This window comes from Kitasatospora sp. NPDC058170, assembly GCF_042883905.1.
In the GTDB taxonomy this organism is placed as follows: Bacteria; Actinomycetota; Actinomycetes; order Streptomycetales; family Streptomycetaceae; genus Kitasatospora.
The window spans coordinates 64,206-80,065 of sequence record NZ_JBHVUV010000024.1; the positions used below are offsets into that span (position 1 = coordinate 64,206).

General features: G+C 71.3%; 17 protein-coding genes. 5 read left to right on the forward strand and 12 right to left on the reverse strand.

The features are described 5' to 3' along the window. Positions 1–223 precede the first annotated feature (223 nt). The 10 genes from ACFVVX_RS25990 to ACFVVX_RS26035 form a co-directional block, all read right to left on the reverse strand. Positions 224–2,221 carry a DUF3987 domain-containing protein gene (locus tag ACFVVX_RS25990; RefSeq protein ID WP_387949036.1) on the reverse strand — a complete coding sequence of 666 codons (1,998 nt, stop codon included), beginning with the start codon at positions 2,219–2,221 and terminating at the stop codon, positions 224–226. Positions 2,222–2,338: 117 nt separating this feature from the next. Continuing rightward, positions 2,339–2,500 carry a hypothetical protein gene (locus tag ACFVVX_RS25995; RefSeq protein WP_387949037.1) on the reverse strand — a complete coding sequence of 54 codons (162 nt, stop codon included), beginning with the start codon at positions 2,498–2,500 and terminating at the stop codon, positions 2,339–2,341. Between the two features lie 25 nt (positions 2,501–2,525). Further along, on the reverse strand, positions 2,526–3,494 hold the full coding sequence (locus tag ACFVVX_RS26000; RefSeq protein ID WP_387949038.1) for a hypothetical protein: 969 nt from the start codon (positions 3,492–3,494) through the stop codon (positions 2,526–2,528). A 5-nt stretch (positions 3,495–3,499) separates the two neighbouring features. Continuing rightward, a complete protein-coding gene (locus tag ACFVVX_RS26005) occupies positions 3,500–3,907 on the reverse strand; it encodes a hypothetical protein (RefSeq protein WP_387949039.1) in 408 nt (135 codons plus the stop codon). Between the two features lie 16 nt (positions 3,908–3,923). After that, positions 3,924–5,015 carry a hypothetical protein gene (locus ACFVVX_RS26010; protein ID WP_387949040.1) on the reverse strand — a complete coding sequence of 364 codons (1,092 nt, stop codon included), beginning with the start codon at positions 5,013–5,015 and terminating at the stop codon, positions 3,924–3,926. Between the two features lie 164 nt (positions 5,016–5,179). Beyond that, on the reverse strand, positions 5,180–5,350 hold the full coding sequence (locus ACFVVX_RS26015; RefSeq protein ID WP_387949041.1) for a hypothetical protein: 171 nt from the start codon (positions 5,348–5,350) through the stop codon (positions 5,180–5,182). After that, a complete protein-coding gene (locus tag ACFVVX_RS26020; RefSeq protein WP_387949042.1) occupies positions 5,350–5,589 on the reverse strand; it encodes a hypothetical protein in 240 nt (79 codons plus the stop codon). Before ACFVVX_RS26020 ends, ACFVVX_RS26015 begins: the two co-directional genes overlap by 1 nt. Then, positions 5,586–5,993, reverse strand: a complete 408-nt coding sequence (locus tag ACFVVX_RS26025; RefSeq protein WP_387949043.1) for a hypothetical protein — start codon at positions 5,991–5,993, stop codon at positions 5,586–5,588. The genes ACFVVX_RS26020 and ACFVVX_RS26025 overlap by 4 nt, the downstream gene beginning before the upstream one ends. After that, a complete protein-coding gene (locus ACFVVX_RS26030) occupies positions 5,990–6,991 on the reverse strand; it encodes a DUF2637 domain-containing protein (protein WP_387949044.1) in 1,002 nt (333 codons plus the stop codon). The genes ACFVVX_RS26025 and ACFVVX_RS26030 overlap by 4 nt, the downstream gene beginning before the upstream one ends. Positions 6,992–7,082: 91 nt before the next feature. Then, positions 7,083–7,361: a hypothetical protein gene (locus ACFVVX_RS26035; RefSeq protein WP_387949045.1), complete on the reverse strand. Its 279-nt coding sequence runs from the start codon at positions 7,359–7,361 to the stop codon at positions 7,083–7,085. A 426-nt stretch (positions 7,362–7,787) separates the two neighbouring features. Here ACFVVX_RS26035 and ACFVVX_RS26040 point away from each other — a divergent pair, with 426 nt between their 5' ends. Next, positions 7,788–8,636 (forward strand): GntR family transcriptional regulator, encoded by an 849-nt coding sequence (locus ACFVVX_RS26040; protein WP_387949046.1) that lies wholly within the window; start codon positions 7,788–7,790, stop codon positions 8,634–8,636. Continuing rightward, positions 8,633–9,319, forward strand: coding sequence for an HAD family hydrolase (locus tag ACFVVX_RS26045; RefSeq protein WP_387949047.1), 687 nt, complete (start codon positions 8,633–8,635; stop codon positions 9,317–9,319). The genes ACFVVX_RS26040 and ACFVVX_RS26045 overlap by 4 nt, the downstream gene beginning before the upstream one ends. Before the next feature lie 143 nt (positions 9,320–9,462). On the opposite strand, the gene ACFVVX_RS26050 is transcribed toward ACFVVX_RS26045, so the two are convergent. Then, positions 9,463–9,624 (reverse strand): hypothetical protein, encoded by a 162-nt coding sequence (locus ACFVVX_RS26050; protein WP_387949048.1) that lies wholly within the window; start codon positions 9,622–9,624, stop codon positions 9,463–9,465. A gap of 1,291 nt (positions 9,625–10,915) precedes the next feature. Here ACFVVX_RS26050 and ACFVVX_RS26055 point away from each other — a divergent pair. Together ACFVVX_RS26055 and ACFVVX_RS26060 are read left to right on the forward strand one after the other, a co-directional pair. Further along, positions 10,916–11,650 (forward strand): hypothetical protein, encoded by a 735-nt coding sequence (locus tag ACFVVX_RS26055; protein WP_387949049.1) that lies wholly within the window; start codon positions 10,916–10,918, stop codon positions 11,648–11,650. Between the two features lie 498 nt (positions 11,651–12,148). Then, positions 12,149–12,619, forward strand: coding sequence for a hypothetical protein (locus tag ACFVVX_RS26060; protein ID WP_387949050.1), 471 nt, complete (start codon positions 12,149–12,151; stop codon positions 12,617–12,619). Positions 12,620–12,909: 290 nt separating this feature from the next. Here ACFVVX_RS26060 and ACFVVX_RS26065 read toward each other — a convergent pair whose 3' ends face one another. Further along, positions 12,910–13,575, reverse strand: coding sequence for an HAD family hydrolase (locus tag ACFVVX_RS26065; RefSeq protein ID WP_387949051.1), 666 nt, complete (start codon positions 13,573–13,575; stop codon positions 12,910–12,912). Positions 13,576–13,998: 423 nt separating this feature from the next. On the opposite strand from ACFVVX_RS26065, the gene ACFVVX_RS26070 reads away from it, so the two are divergent. After that, positions 13,999–15,831 carry an APC family permease gene (locus ACFVVX_RS26070; RefSeq protein WP_387949052.1) on the forward strand — a complete coding sequence of 611 codons (1,833 nt, stop codon included), beginning with the start codon at positions 13,999–14,001 and terminating at the stop codon, positions 15,829–15,831. Positions 15,832–15,860 lie beyond the last annotated feature (29 nt).

Genomic DNA, 15,860 nt, shown 5'->3' on the forward strand with positions numbered 1-15,860 from the left:
GTTGCGGAGTGTTGCGGGCCCTCTCGCGGACGGGCGCGGAGGGCGGAGAGCGTCAGGGATGTCAGGGGAAACCGCTGACCTGCGACTTTGGATCCGGGCAGGGCGTCAGGGGTTGTCAGGGCTGTCAGGGGATCTCGGTTATCCCTGACAGCCCTGACGTTCCCTGACGGGCCGTCCAGAAGTGTTTCTGCTGGTCAGGGCTTTGTCCTGACACTCCTGACGGTCACGTGATCGTTTCCGTGTCCGTGGGGGTGCTCACGGCCGGGTGGACGCGGTAGGTGACGGCCTGCGGGCGGCCGCGCTGACCGCCGGCCGGGGGCTGGTCGGCGCGGAGCCAACCATGCTGTTCGAGCAGCTGCAGGGCGGGCTCGACGTCCGCGACCTTCTTGTACCGACGGCTGCTGGCGACGGCGTCGTGGGCCTTGATGTGGGTGCGGTGGGTGCCGTCCCGCTTCGGCCGCTGGAGCCACTGGAGGAGGGCGTGGGCGTCCTCGGTGGCGGGGTCGGCGGCGATGAGGTCGAAGACGGCGAGGGTATGCGCGGTGTAGTAGTCGGCGATCTCGGCGGCCCGGTCGACGACGTTGGCCTGCAGGTCGGCGCGCCAGGCGTTGCTGTCCTGGTCGCCAGCGATGTGGTCGGCGAGGTGGAGCAGGACGGCGATGCGGGCGATGTGGCCGACGAGTTTGCCGGCCCAGTCCTTGATGTGGGCGAGCGGCTGGTCGGGGCGGAGCTGGACCTCGACGCGTTCCTGCAGCTTCTCGACGGCGAGGTCGGCGGCTTGGTCCATGGCGACAACCACGGGTTCGGGGAGGTCGGTCATGGCGCGGAGCAGGCGGGTCAGGTTGCGGTCGTAGGCGTTCGCGACCTTGTCGGGGATCGGGTCGGTGCGGACCTTGCGCCAGCCGAGGTTGGAGGGCGGCAGGGAGTACAAGAAGCGGGCGAGCAGGCCGCGGTCGCGGGCGCCGGGGGCGGCGCCGAGCTCCTGCAGGACGGCGGGCTGCGGGGTGACGCCGATCGTGAGCGCGGGCTTGTCGACGGTGGGCTGCTCGCGGGTGATCCGGTCGGTCTGGAGCCGCTCGCCCTTGTGGGCCTGGAGGAAGACGCCGAGGTTGGGCTTGCTGCTGTAGCGGCCGACGATGCTGTCGAACAGGTCGCCCTCGGGGGAGAGCGCGGCTAGGCACCGGTGGACACCGAGATGGTGGGTGACGGTCTCGGCGGTGATGTCCCCCGACAGCGTCAGGCGCGGGGTCGGCGGGACCACGATCTGCTCGGCGAGCATCTTCGCGGCGGAGACCTCCGCGACGAGCTGGGTCCGGTCGGCCTCCGGGTTCTTGCGCGCCTTCGCCATCAGCGCCTCGACCTCGGCCAGGGCGGCGTCCCGGGTGGTCTCGGCCTCGATGATCGCCGCCCGGGCGTCGGCCTGCAGCTCGGCCTCGACCTTGTAGACCGGGCCCATGGTGAACGCGAAGACGTCGGACTTGCGGCTGGCCGGCGGCATCGCGCACGTCAGGTAGAGGTTCGACTGCTCGCGCCAGCCGGGCCGGATCTCCACCCCCACCCGCCCGCCTGCCGCCGTCGACAGCGCGGCCAGGGCCATGGTCGCGGCGGCGTCGGGCGGGGTCTGCGTGAACTCCGCGACCGCGTCGACGTAGGCGCCGACCCACCCGGGCAGGGCCTTCACGGGAAAGGTGGGCAGGCCGGTGTGGGAGCCGAGTGGGACGGGGTCGAGCCAGGTCTCGCCGGTGGCGAGGTCGGCGAGCGCGGCCAGGGCGGCGGCGCGCACGTCGTCCAGGTCGGCCTGGCCGTCGCCGGCCATGTGGGCCAGGCGACTGGTGGCGGTGTTGATCCGGCGCCGCTCGGCGGCGACGCGCACGATCTCGGCGTAGTAGTCGCCGTTCGCCGCGGTGGGGGTCGCCTCGACACAGGCGTGCAGGTAGCCGGGGCCGCCGATGCGTCCGAGGTCGCCCTGCGCGCGCAGGACGCTGGTCAGCAGCAGCGGGTCCACCGGGCGCTCGCCGTCGGCCATGCGGGTGATGGTGCGCCAGATGGTCTCGTGCGCGGGGTGGTAGAACGCGCCGGGGTCGCCGAGCTGGGCGGCGAGCGCGGGGATCTGGACGGGGTCGAGCAGGGCGGCGCCGATGACGGCCTGTTCGGCGGCCTTGATCTCGGCGGGTTCGGGCCGGAACGGAATCACGTTCGGGTGCGCGGGCTCGGTGCTCAACGCGGCTCCTTTCATACGGAGCAGGGCGGCCCGCACCCGGGCGGTGCCGGGCGCGGGCCGAAGAGGAGGGCGGTCGGAAGAGGGCGTCGGGTCCGGTGCCCGAGGCGGGCTGGGGGGTCAGGTCCGGGGCAGACCGTGGCGGCGCTCCCACTCGCGGACGCAGCTGCGGACGATCTCCTGGACGACGGAGTCGGGGTCGTCCTGGTGGCGCTCGATCGCAGCGGACAGCTCGGTGTCGGTGAACTCGGGGATCGTCTTGTCGGGCCAGCGGTCGGTCATGGCAGGTGCCTCTCGGGTCGGTGGTTCAGGCGGCGGTGGTGCGGCCGACGATGATCGTCCGCGCCGGGTTGTCCGGGTCGGCCCGCATGACGAACCCCTCTCGGGTGGACCACTCCCGGGCGTTGTTGGCGTTGGCGTTGGCACTCTGACCTGGGCCAACGTTGGCAACAACGGGGGTCTCGGAAGGGGAGGGGAGCGGGGGCACGTCCTGGTGGTGGACGCCGGGCCCGTTGCCGTCCGGGGTGCGGACCCCCTCGCGGACGGGGACGCCGGCCTCCGAGAGGAGCGCGCGGACGGCCTTGGTGGAGCCCGTCCAGGAGGGGCGGGCGGCGCCCAGATCGGCGGCCAGCCGGGTCAGCAGAACGGAGCTGCCGGAGGCCGTCAGGGAGGCGGCCAGGGAGTGGGCCTCGACGGGGGTCGGGACGCTTGCCCTGGGGGCCTCGGTGGGCTCCTCCTCGACTGCGGGCATCGGCTGCTCCTGGTCCTCCCGGCCCTCGGTGGGGGCCGTCTTGCCGTGGGCGGGGGCGTGGATCAGGGCGGCGATCCACCAGACTCCGAGGAGAACGCCGATCCCGGGCTGGATCCAGGGGCGGGCGAGGGACCAGACCAGCGGTCCGCCGACGACCAGCAGCAGGGCCGCCGCGCCGGCGGTGTCGCCGAGCTTGCTCCGCTGCTCCTTGCGGGCCGCCTTGGCCTGCTCCAGCTCGACCTGGCGCGCCGTGACCTGCGCGGCCTCCCGGGCCTGGAGCATCGCTGCGCGCTTGACCGGGTCCGCCTCAGCCAAGAGCTTCTGGGTGAAGGCGGCCTCGGCGGCTTCGGCGGCCTGGGTGGTGATCTCGTCGCGCTTGGCCTTGAGCGCGGCGGCCTCGGCCCGGCGCTTGCGCTGGGGGGCCATCAGCTTGCGGACGAGGACAGGCGTGCCCGCGGCGAGGCCGGTGACCGGGTAGAGCAGGGTGGCGCTAAGCGTCTCGGTGGGGAAGATCTTCTCGGTCATCGCGGTCAGCCGATGAACGAGGTGATGAGCCCGCTGAGGATGCTGGCCGGGAGGGCCCAGAGTCCGCCGGCGGCGGCGAACAGGGACGGGGCGACGGCGCCGCACAGCGCGTCCTTCCACGGCTTCGGCTTGAGCCCGAACACGGCGATCGTCAGGACGGCCGCGGTCGCGCCGGTCTGCCACTCCCCCAGGGCGGCGTTCCCCTGGAAGGAACTGCTCAGCTGCTGGCCGACGCCCGCCAGCTGCTGGAACGCGGTGCCCGCGTTGGCGGACAGCAGACCGATCCCGAACGCCCAGAAGGGGACGTGCTCGTCCGCAACGTTGATCTTGTTCTTGCCGCGCACGCCGACGTACAGGTACATCGTGGTGACGGTGGCGGCGCCGCCCGTGCCGAGTGCGATGAGGCTGCTCATGGTGTGTCTCCTGGGCTCAGTGGAGGGGGAGCGCGGCGAAGAGGCGGTCGATGCCGGCGGCCACGGCCAGACCGGAGGCGACCGGGACGCGCAGGGCGAGGAGGGTCACCAGCGGCCACGGGCCGCAGACCTCGGAGACGCGCTGGCGGCCCCGGTCGCGGACCTGAAGGTCCAGGGCCCAGCCGAAGGCGGCGACCAGCAGGCCGACGAAGGGCCCGCCCGGGGCGATCAGCGACACCAGGCCGGTCGCGTAGCCGCCGGTCGCGCTGATCGCGGTGAGCACGCACCAGCGGCGAAAGCGCCGGGTGCGGTCGGACGGACCGGCGGTGCGGGCAGCGCGGCGGCGCTGGCGGCGGGCCCGGGTGCGGGCCTCGCGCTGGTCGGCGAGCCGCTGCTCGCGGTGGCGCCGGGTGCGCTGCTCGGGGGTCTCCCCGGCGGCGGCCCGGGCGGCGTCCTCCCGGGCGCGGGCCCGCTGCCGGTCCAGCTCGTGTTCGGCCTGGCGGCGGGTGGCCCGCTCGTCGGGGGTCTCTGTGATCCGCTCGGCGAGCAGGTCGACCATGCCGACGAGGTCGTCGCGGTGCCGGTCGGGCGCGAGCAGCTGCTCGACGCGGTGGCGCTCGGCCCGCTGCTCGGCACTCTCACCGGCGGCGGCGAACGCCGCGTCGCGCTCGGCGCGCTGCTGGGCGATCAAGGTCTCGTACTGGACCTGCTCGCGGGCCGCGCGCTGGGCCTCGGTCTCGGTCAGGAGCAGGTTCACCTGCTGCCCGACCTGCGAGGCGATCGTCGGGACCTGCTCGGACAGGATCCGGCCGACCGGGGCCCAGAACGCGGCCGCGGCGGCCTCGAAGGACGGCTGGGCGGGCTGGTCGACGCCGAGCGGGACGGGGGTGTGGACGACGGGGCCGGACTTGCGCCACCACTCGTCGACCACCGGCCCGGTGCCGGCCGGAGCGGCGGGCGGGGTCTGGGGCGGGACCGTCGGCGGCACCGACGGCATCGGCGGAATGGGCGGGGCCGACGGGGCGGAGGTGGGAGGGGCGAGGGTGACGAGCCTCTGCAGGACGTCGGCCAGGTCGTCGTCCCAGTCGCCGTTGTGTGGGGTGGTCATCGGTTCGACCCCCGGCGGATCAGTTCGCGCACGGCGACGCCGGCGATCGCGGCGTCGAGGAGCACGAGGAACAGGCTCAACAGGTAGCCCATGGAAACTCCCAGGTCAGAGAAGGTGCGCGCCCCGCACACCGAGGGGGTGCGGGGCACGCATCGGGGAGCGGGTCAGGAGGAGCGCCACCAGGCGCGGGGGGACTCGGCGCGGTGCCAGGCGGTGGTGGACCGGCTGGTGCGGCGGGAGTCGATCTGGCGCTGCCCGGCGCGGTCCGCCTCGCGGACGGCCTTCGCGCGCCGCTGCTGGCCGGACTTGGGCGGCTTCGGGTCGCGGCCGAACATCAGCGCTGCCTGATGCGGCCGACGAGGACGAACGGCTCGCCGTTGACCACACACATCGCGGAGAACTCGCCGGGGCAGGCGCCGCCGCTCCGGGCGTCGGTGACGACCAGTCGCGAGCACCAGGACTCGCGGATCAGGCCGCTGACCACGTCCAGCGGTACGGGGTCGGCGACGCGGTAGGCGACGCCGTCGCGGCGGACGGTGCCGACCAGCGGCAGGGAAGTGATCGGCTTGCTCACTTCGCACCGCCGCCCTTGCCGACCGGCATTCCGGGCTCGACGTGCGGGTCGCGGACGTGATTGCGCAGGGCGAGGGTGTAGTAGCCGGTCAGGGTCAGCGGGACGCCGGCGTAGGTGGTGGCGGCGCTCAGCCAGGCGTGGGGACCGGTGCTGCCGTGATCGACAGTGGCGGGGTCGACCACGAGGGCCTGGCGCCACTGCTCGAAGTCGCTCAGCGCGGTGTCGCGGTGGAAGCCGAAGCCCAGGCCCCAGGTGAGGATCAGGTCGCCGGAGGCGTCGCGTTCGGCGGACACGACCTGCTCGCTGGTGACCCTCGGGGCGGGCAGGTCGGCGTGGGCGCTGAGCGCGGCCATCAGCGCCCCGGCCGCGTTGATCAGCCCGGAAGCGGTGTGGTTGGTGGTCACGATGCCTGCTCCTCGTCGGTGGCAGTGCTGGGGACGGCGTGCAGGGCGGGCCGGACGGCGGGGTGTTCCTTGTAGCGGGCGGCGATCCAGCCGACGGACCAGCCGGTCAGCTCCACCGCCTGGCGCTGCGGCAACCCGGCCTCGACGGCGGCCCTGACCACCTCGCGGGCCCGCTCCTCCGGCAGCCGCTCGGCGGCCGGGCCGGCGGACAGCAGCGCGGCGCGGGCCCGCCCGGCGGCCTCCCGCTCACGGCGCTCACGCTCGCTCGCCTCGCGCTCACGCCGCTCACGCTCGCTCGCCTCGCGCTCACGCCGCTCACGCTCCGCCCGCTCGGCGGCCTCCCGCTGGGTCTTCTCCTCGCGTGCCGCGGCCTCTCGGCGGGCGGTCTCCTCGCGTTGGTCGCGGGCCATGTTCGCGTCGTGCTCACGCTGCTCATGGGCGAGCCGGGCTTCGTGCTCACGGCGTTCACGCTCGCCTCGTTCGGCGGCCTTGAAGCGCTCGATGCGGTCGGCCCGCTCCTCCTGTCGCCGGGCCTCGGCCCGCTGTTCGCGCTGCTCGCGCTCGGCCCGCTCAGCGGCCTCGCGGGTAGCCAGCGCGGTGCTAATCGCGCGCCGGTAGGCGAGGGAGGTTTCGGCCGTGACGATCAGCAGCAGCGGCGCCACCGCGTGGACTGCCACCCCGACCGGATCCCGGTCCAGGGCGGAGAGACCCACGTTGAGCAGCACCGTCATGAGGCCGGTCATCCAGCGCAGGACCACCGGCCAGCGTCCGCCGTCGCCGTTCAGGCGGGCGAGCGTGGCGTCCATGCGCACCACGATCACCACCGCCGCGTCGACCACGAGCGGCAGGATCGGCGCCGTCCACTCCCACCCCTTCGGCGTGTGGCCGGCCATGAGCGGGGTCACCGTGAGCACGCTGTAGAGGACCGCACCGAACGTGATCGCCCACGTTCCGGCGGTCAGCGCCCGCTCGGCGGAGCGGATGTGAGCGGGACTCATCGCCGTCTTCATCGCGGCCCCCGATTCGGGCACCGTGAGAGGCCGGTGAGCACGTCCACGGCGGCCGTGAGCGCTGCGAACACGCTGGCGTTCACGCCGCCACCCGGGCAGCGCTCGCGATGCGGCGGATGGCGGTCGGCCTCCGCAGCGGCACCGGCGCCGACCGCAGCAGACGCTCGGCGAAGACGGCCAGCTCCGGGTCCTCCCGTCGCAGGTCCGCCAGCATCGAGCGTGCCGCGTCCAGCCGGGCCGCGCGCTCGATCTCGTCCTCGCCGGGCATCCCGGCGAACAGCTGCTCGTCCACGCCGAGCGCCAATTCGGCGAACTCGTCGTCGTCCGCGGCCGTCTGGCCCGCGATAATCAGCCTCATGGGCCTACCTCTTCTCTGGGGTGTGGGCCCGTGAGGGTCGCCGCGCTCCGGCCAAGGAAGGCGCGGCGGCCCCGTTTTCACAGGCCCGGCCAACGTTGATCAACAGCACTGGCCGCCCCAGTTGCCCAGGGCGGCCAGCAGGTCTGCGCCCTTGCAGGCGGGCGCGGCCTTTTTGATCTAGGTCTCCGATCTGACAAGGCGCCGGGATGCCTCGGCCCGATCTGTCCCGGGCCCCTTCGCCCTGGACGCGGCGGCAGGCCGGCCATTCACGGGCGCATTCGTGCAGGTCAGAGCAGCCCAAGGAAGGCCCCTCTGTGTCACCCCTGTCTCACTCGGTGCGACACTCACAACATAGAGAACCTGCTTAGGCAGGTCAAGAGAGTTGGGTTTCTCGCGCCTGTTGGGCACCTGCCCTAGCATTGGCCCATGGCCTTGGACCCGGACGACTCGCGCCCCCCGTATCAGCAGGTCGGCAGCTCTCTGCGGGCCTCGATCCTGACGAAGAAACCGGGCTTCGAGACCGGCGACAAGCTCCCCTCAGGCCCCGAACTGGCGAAGCACTTCGGCGTGGCGCGCGGCACGGTGGACAAGGCGCTCGACCTGCTCCGTACCGAGGGGCTGATCGTGACTCGGCAGGGGAGCGGTTCCTTCGTGAGGGAGCGAACATCCCGGCCGGTCGGGCTGCGGCCTCACCTCGAGGCCGCCTTCGAGCGGCAGCAGGTGACCCTCGACTTCGCCGGTTTCTCCAGCGAGACGCTGCACAACGCGCTGCAGGAGCCGCTCGACAAGGTCCGCTCCGGCCGGCTGGCCCCGGAGTCCATCACGGTCCGCCTGCTGCTGCCGGACACCACCGCGCCCATGGCCGTGCCGGTCTTGGTCGACGGCCTCCAGGACGAGTCCGCCCTCCGGCAGCGTGCCCGCAACATCGCCCTGACGAATGCCGGCGGGATCGCGCACTCGGTGGAGATGCTGGCTGAGTTGGGCCTGGTCCAGGAGGCGAGCGTCCAGGTCAAGGTGCACCGGGCGTCCAGCCTGTTCAAGCTGTACATCTTGAACCGGTCGGAGGCCTTCTTCGGCTTCTACCCGCTCCGCGAGCGCACCGTGTCGATCGACGACACCGACCACACCTTCTACGACGTAACCGGCAAGGACACCACCCTGTTCCACCACGCCGCCGGCCCGGACGACGCCTCGCTCGGATCGCAGTACGTCCAGCAGGCCCAGATGTGGTTCGACAGCGTGTGGAGCACGATCGCCTACGAGCGTCAGCCGTGACCGCCACAACTCAGCAACTCGCCGACGTGCTGCGGCCGGTGAAGCACGTTCTCCTCGACTTCGACGGCCCGGTGTGCTCGGTCTTCGCCGGCCTCCCGGCTCCGGAGGTCGCACGACGCCTCCTGGAGGGCCTGCTGGCCGCGGGCGAGCAGGCCCCGGCCGGGTCGGAGGAGGAGACTGACCCTCTCGCCCTGCTCCGGCTGGTCGCGGACGCCCGGCCGGACCTCACGGAGAGCACGGACGCTGCGCTGGCCGCGCTGGAGACCGAAGCAGTTCGGGTCGCCCGCCCGACCCCGGGCGGAGAATCGGTTCTGCGGTCGGCTGCCCGCTCCGGTCGGCTGGTCTCCGTGGTCAGCAACAATGCGGGCACGGCCATCGAGGCCTACCTCACCGAGCATGGCCTCAACGACTACGTGGCTGGCGTCTTCGGCCGAGTCCCGGGCGACCCCACCTCTATGAAGCCGAACCCGCGACTCCTGCTCGCGGCTATGGAGGCCGCGGGCACAGGGCCGGAGCACTGCATCTTCATCGGCGACGCGGCCCGCGACGTCGAGGCCGGGGAAGCGGCTGGCGTCCCCACGTTCGGCTACGCCAACAAGCCGGGCAAGGACATCAAGCTGGTCGCCGCCGGCGCCGTGGTGGTTGTGGACTCAATGGAGTTCATCGCGGATGCCCTGACCTGATGTTCAAGGTCTGATCAAGCATCGGCCTGATCCGCGGCGGGACGCTCCCTCGACTCGCTGGCCAGCCCGTTTGGCATTTACGAGTCGTTAACGTTGGTCAGCGCTGGTCGCTACGAGGGCGACTCGACATTCCGAGGCCTGCCCTACTCTCGCATGAACTTGTGGACGGCCATGCCCAGGCTGGCGATACTCACGAACGCCCCGCCAGCAGCCGCCAGCGCGACGGGCAGGCTTCCTCCGGCAAGGCGCATCGAGAGGCCGGCCAGCACTCCCCCCAGGCTCCCGGCCAGCATGATGACCAGCACCCAAAGTCCTCGCGACGACGCCTCGTTCTCGTTACCCACAGCAATTACCCCTAATGTGACGTTATCTCCCTTATGTCGACCCCCTCGGTCGGCATCTGAAGGTTGCCACTCAGTAAATCTGCAGGTCAAACGCCATTTGGGGCGCTTGTGATGGAGTAAATTTCCCACTTCAATGCAGCCTATGAGCTGGCCTGGTGGAGTCCTTTCGCTCTTGCAAGCTGGCGATAGAGCATTAGCAGTGCAGTCCATCAGCGTTTCCGCGGGAGGGGGAGGTATAACAGTGACCCCCGTGACCCCCTGTACCCCCGTGACCCCCGCACCCCCTGTTTCTCCATCACAAAGGGAAAAGTCGTGACGTCGGCAGATCTACGCAGTACAGCCATGGAGAACATGGCGTCGGCCGTGTCGAAGGCTCAGCGGTCCGGCAATGTCGCCTTCCCGCCCGGCTTCGTGATCTCGCCGCTGGGGGACGGGCCTCCGCCTCTCGCGCGGATGATCCATGGGGGTCGAGGGGGTGAGGTGCGCCTCAAGCTGTACTTGTGCATCACGATGATGGCCACAAGGGAGCCGTACGACCTGAAGGCACCTCGAACGCCAGCGGCTTGGTCTCGGCTTCTCGGCTTGCCGCCTGACACTGGTCCCCGCCGCATCGCCAGCAACTTGAAGTGGCTAGCAGGCAGCGGACTGATCACGTTGACCCCCAGGTGGGGCGGGCCGCCCTCCATTGCACTGATGAACCCTTCGGAGCCAGGCACGCCTTACGGTTCCAGGCCCATCAACCAGGGACGCTACGTGGGCGTACCTATCGACCTGTGGAAGAACGGTTGGATCATCGATCTCTCAGCAACAGCGCTCGCGCTGCTGCTGGTTCTGCTGGAACACCAAGGGGGCTACAAGGAGCCCCGGTATGTCACTACTGAACGACGGAGCCGGTACGGCCTTTCGCACGGAACTTGGACGAAGGCGCGAGCCGAGCTTGAGCGTCATCAGCTGCTTCGCGTGACTCGGGTCCCCCAGGGCAGCGACTTCGACTACCAGCGGTTGAGGAACGCATACCGGGTCAGCCTTGATCGCCTGTCTGAGCAATCGCGCCCGCAAGACCGCGACCAAGGCTCTCGACGAGAGCTGGGAGTTGGCACTGGGAAGCAACCTCCTGGGCACCCCGGCGAGCACTCCAGCCAAGATCACATCTTCAAGGAGCGTGACTGACCAACAACCGGTGATCGGATGGAGCGTCCTAGCCCCGGCAGGCCCGGGCGCTCGACGCTCTACATCGGCATGATTAGTGACCATGGCACCCGGCGAAGTTGACGATGCTGTCGCACAGGTCGAAGCCGACTTGCAGAGGATCTCGCAGGAGCGCGCCTTGCTGAAGCAGCAGACTGCCGACCTTGTGAGGGCGGCACGCGAGGCCGTCGCAGTCGCGCTTCTCTCTGGCATCAGGCCAGATGAGGTCAGAGAGTTGACTGGCTACAGCGGTCGAACCATCGAAGGATGGGTGAAACGTGCGCGTCGGGCTCACGTCGTGAGCCTGTCTCTCGATGACGCGAGATCGGCCCTCCGGGCCATCAAGCAGACTCGTCATCGTCTGGCAGAAGCCGACCGTGCTCTGGCGCGCCAGGCTGAACAAGCTGCAGGACTTGCTTGGCAGCGAGGCGTTGAACCCGAGGACGTTGCAGAGATCAGCGGGTACACGCTTGGAACGGTCGAACGCTGGTATGCCACTGCTGACCGGATCGTTCGCCAGGCCGCGCGACAGGCTCGCGTGGAGCAGGTCCGCAGCGGATTGCGGATGACTCCAGCAAAGTGGACCACCCGGGGTCGCAACAGTTGGAGCGCCAAGCTGAGGGATGAGGCCTTGGCGGTCATGGCAGAGCGCCGAGCGGAGTGGAACGGACGGGACTGGCAACCGCCGGCCGAAGGCAAGCTTCGGTACGTCCGGATCAAATGGGAAGGCGAGCAGTACCCCTACCGGCTCCAGCCAGCCAAGCAACGGCGACGCAGGCGGAAGCGCGGGAAGAAGTAGCACCCATCCCGGGATCTCCATAACGTCGAGATAACGAATGTCCTCGCGCGCGCGCGCACGCGCGAACTGCACGCTTCATGGGCGTTTTTGATCTTCAATCGGCCCAAATGGCAAGCCAGGAACCGCGCTACGTTCATGGAACCCCGATCGGGGCAACTCCCCTACCTCCCAGGAGGATTCGGCATGCCTATGAAGCTGCCTGCCAAGCCGGCGCGAGGTCTGGTTGTGCGCGTGATCGTCGGCCCCCTGTCGACTCCCGCCACTCCCGACCCCTGGGGTCAGTGGTGGCGACGCGGGCGACCGCTAGTCATCGCGCTGGCCACTGGCGCGCTGACTACCACCGGCCAGCACCTCGCTTCCGCGATCTTGCGGCACCTCGGGTGAAGCTAATCCGGGTTGCGGCTTCGACCCTGGCCGCAACCGGAAAGCCTTTGCAGGGAGTTCGTCGTGAAAGCTGCGCTCTGTTGCGGTGTTCGTGGCGTCGGTAGGTTCTGGGTGGTGATTACTCAGATCGTCACGCTGGTGGGCGTCCTGCTGGGGGCGCTCACCTCGTTCGTGGCCACCGGGTGGGCGGAGCGGACCAAGTATCGGAGGGTGATGGCCGCGCGGTGGGATGAGCGGAAGCTCGACACCTACGTGCAGTACGCGACGTGCGTGAAGGAGATCGACTCGGTCGCCAAGCGGGCCAGGCAGGCCGAGGCGGGGTCGACGGCGAGGGCGGAGTTCCTGGCGAGGATGGAGCAGGCGGAGATCCAGCGGTCGGCGCTCTTCGAGACCCTCGTTCTGCTCGCGAGTCCGGCCGCGGTGGAGGCGGCGAAGGCGGTGAACGCCGCGCTGTGGGAGTCGGAGATCGCTGCCCGCGAGCACACCGAGGTGTCCAACGGTGCCGTCCTGGTCGAGTTGCTCAACGCGTACCACGCACAGGCCCGGCTCGACCTCGGCGTCGGAAGCCCGGCTGGCGGAGCGTGATCAGGAACACGGAAGGGCCGGGTCCGGGCAGCGGAGATGCTGCCCGGACCCGGCCCTTCGGGTGGTCGCTGAGGTGGGTCGGTAGGGGGCCGTTGAGACCATGATCCGGACCAGTGGCGGACCGGATCGGGCCCGGGGGCAAGGCTTCGCAGGTCAGGGCGTCCCTGGTCAGCGGCCTGTAAATCTGCCGGCATAGCCTACGTAGGTTCGAACCCTACACCAGCCACTGGATTACCAGACCGGCCCCGAACAGCGGAAACGCTGTTCGGGGCCGGTTCTGTTTTGGGGCGTCAGGCGGGGGTGGAGAGCAGCAGGGTGGCCGCGGCGGGGGTATCGGGGGCGGTGTAGGTGGGGGCGGGGTGCTCCGGGGGGAGCGGCGGTGCGGGGGTCGGGGTGATCCAGATGGTGCGCAGCCCGGTGGCGTGGGCGCCCCGGAGGTCGGTGGCGGGGTTGTTGCCGACCATCCAGTCGGCGGGGGTGAGGGTGCGGCCGAGGCGGGCGGCGGCGAGGTGGAAGATCTCGGGTGCCGGTTTGCGGGCGCCGGCCTCCTCGGAGACGCAGACGGCGTCGACGGCGGGGAGCAGGCCGGCGCGGGCGAGTTTGGCGCGCTGGATGTCGGTGGAGCCGTTGGTGACGACGCCGATGGTCCAGCCGGCTTCGCGCAGGGCGGCGAGGGCGGCGTGGACGCCGGGGATCGGATGGGTGCGGGCGGCCTCCTGGGCGACGTGGGCCTCCCAGAGGGCGGCGCCGGAGTGGGGCAGGCCGTACCGGTCGGCGATCCGGGTGAAGCCGGCGGGGGAGCGGTCGGCGCGGAGGGTCGCGAAGACGGCGGGGGCGTCCTCGGCGGGGATGCCGTGGTGGGCGCAGAACGCGGGGGTCCAGGCGTCGGGGCCGCCGACGCGTTCGACCAGGGTGTGGTCGAGGTCGATGAGCAGGAGGGGGCTGGAGCAGATCACATGCGGAGAGTAGTCGAGTGGGCGCGTACCGTGTGATCGGCCTGGCGGCGCGTTATTGCGCATTACTTGCAATTACGTTCAGCAGGCAGCAGAGTGGGTCTCCAGGGGTGGGTCGGGCCGTTCAGCCTCCCCGCTGAGAAGCCCCGGGCGTGCCGAGGTACGCGCCGGGAGTCCTCCGTCAGAGCTGATCGTCTTCCCAACCGGCGCCCGCCGGGACACCGGCCCGACCACCCCGACCACCCCGACCACCACCCCAACCACGCCCGACCGGGCTTGCCGCGCCCCGCCCGCGGCCCGGAGCCGCCGCGTTAACGAGGCGTCAGGGCCGACCGGTCGGGCGTCAGGAACGCGTAGAGGTCGACGGCCCGCCCCGCCGGGGGCCCGCAGGATCGGAGCAACACCCGACTGCGGAGGTCCCGTCCGATGTCCAGCGCCATCACCCCGGCCGTCACCGCCGAGCCCGAGCCCCCGGATACCGGCGCGGCTCCGGAGGACCGCCACCGTCTCACCGCGCTCGGCGGGCTGGCCGCGCTGTCGCTGGACGCGATGGCGTCGGTGGCGTACGGGCCGGAGTCGATCGTGCTGGTGCTGGCGGCGGCCGGGGCGTACGGGCTGGGGTTCACGCTGCCGGTGACGGTGGCGATCGCCGTGCTGCTGGCCGTGCTGGTGGCCTCGTACCGGCAGGTGATCGCGGCGTTTCCGGACGGCGGCGGCGCGTACGCGGTCGCCAAGGCGCACCTGGGGCGGCGCACGGCGCTGACCGCCGCCGCGTCGCTGGTGATCGACTACATCCTGAACGTGGCGGTCTCGGTGACGGCCGGGGTCGCGGCGCTGACCTCGGCGGTGCCCGGCCTCTACGGCGACCGGGTCTGGCTGTGCCTGGGCGTGCTGGCGCTGGTCACCGCCGTCAACCTGCGCGGCATCGCGGAGTCGGCGCGCTGGTTCATGGCGCCCACCGCGGTGTTCGTGCTGTCCATCCTGGCGATCATCGTGGTCGGCCTGTTCCGGGACGCCCCGGCGAGCACCGAGGCCGCCGCCGGTCACGCCTCCGCGCTGGCGGGCAACGCCACGACGGTGGGCGCGCTGCTGCTGCTGAAGGCCTTCGCGGCCGGCTGCTCGGCGCTGACCGGCGTGGAGGCGGTGGCCAACGCCGTCCCCTCCTTCCGCACCCCGGGCGTCAGGCGGGCGCAGCACACCGAGGTCGCCCTCGGCGCGCTGCTGGGCGTGATGCTGATCGGACTGGCCGTCCTGATCGGCCGCTTCCACCTCCAGCCGGTCGAGGGCGTCACCGTCCTCGCCCAGCTCGCCGACGCCTCGCTCGGCCACGGCGCCGGCTTCTACCTGGTCCAGTTCGCCACCGTCGTGCTCCTCGGTCTGGCCGCGAACACCTCCTTCGGCGGCCTGCCCGTCCTGCTCCACCTGCTGGCCCGCGACAACCACCTGCCGCACGTCTTCGCCCTGCGCGCCGATCGCCAGGTCCACCGCCACGGCGTCCTCTTCCTCGCCCTGGTGTCCGCCGTCCTGCTGGCCGGCTCCGGCGGCGACGTCAACCGCCTCGTCCCGCTGTTCGCCATCGGGGTGTTCGTCGGCTTCACCGTCTGCCAGATCGGCATGGTCCGCCACTGGCACCTGGCCCGGCCCGCCCACTGGCGCGCCAGGGCCGCCCTCAACGGCTTCGGCGCGCTGCTCACCGGCATCGCCGCGATCGTCGTCACCGCCACCAAGTTCACCGAAGGCGCCTGGGGCATCTGCCTGGCCCTGCCCCTGCTCGTCCTGCTCTTCGAGGCGATCCACCGCGGCTACGCCCGGATCGGCGAGCGCCTGGAACTCGGCCGCATCCCCGGCGCCGTCACCCGCAGCCGCAGCCTCGTGGTCGTCCCCGTCACCGCGATCACCCGCCTCACCCGCGACGCCCTCTCCGCCGCCCTCTCCCTGGGCGACGAGGTCCTGGCCGTCACCGTGGTCCACGACGGCGCCGAAACCGAGGCGCTGCGCCGCGACTGGGAACTGTGGCAGCCCGGCGTCCCGCTGATCGAGATCCCGGACGGCCACCGCCGCCTGGGCCCCCCGATCGCCGACTTCGTCAACCGGCTCGCCACCGAGCACGCCTACGACCGCCTCACCGTCCTCATCCCCGAGGTCGAACCCACCCGCCCCTGGCAGCGCCCGCTGCAGAACCGGCGCGGCGCCGTCATCGACCGCGCCCTGCGCCGCCACACCGACGCCGTCGTCTGCCGGCTGCGGATGCGGATGTAGCGGGTGACCGGCGCGGCGGATTGTCAGCT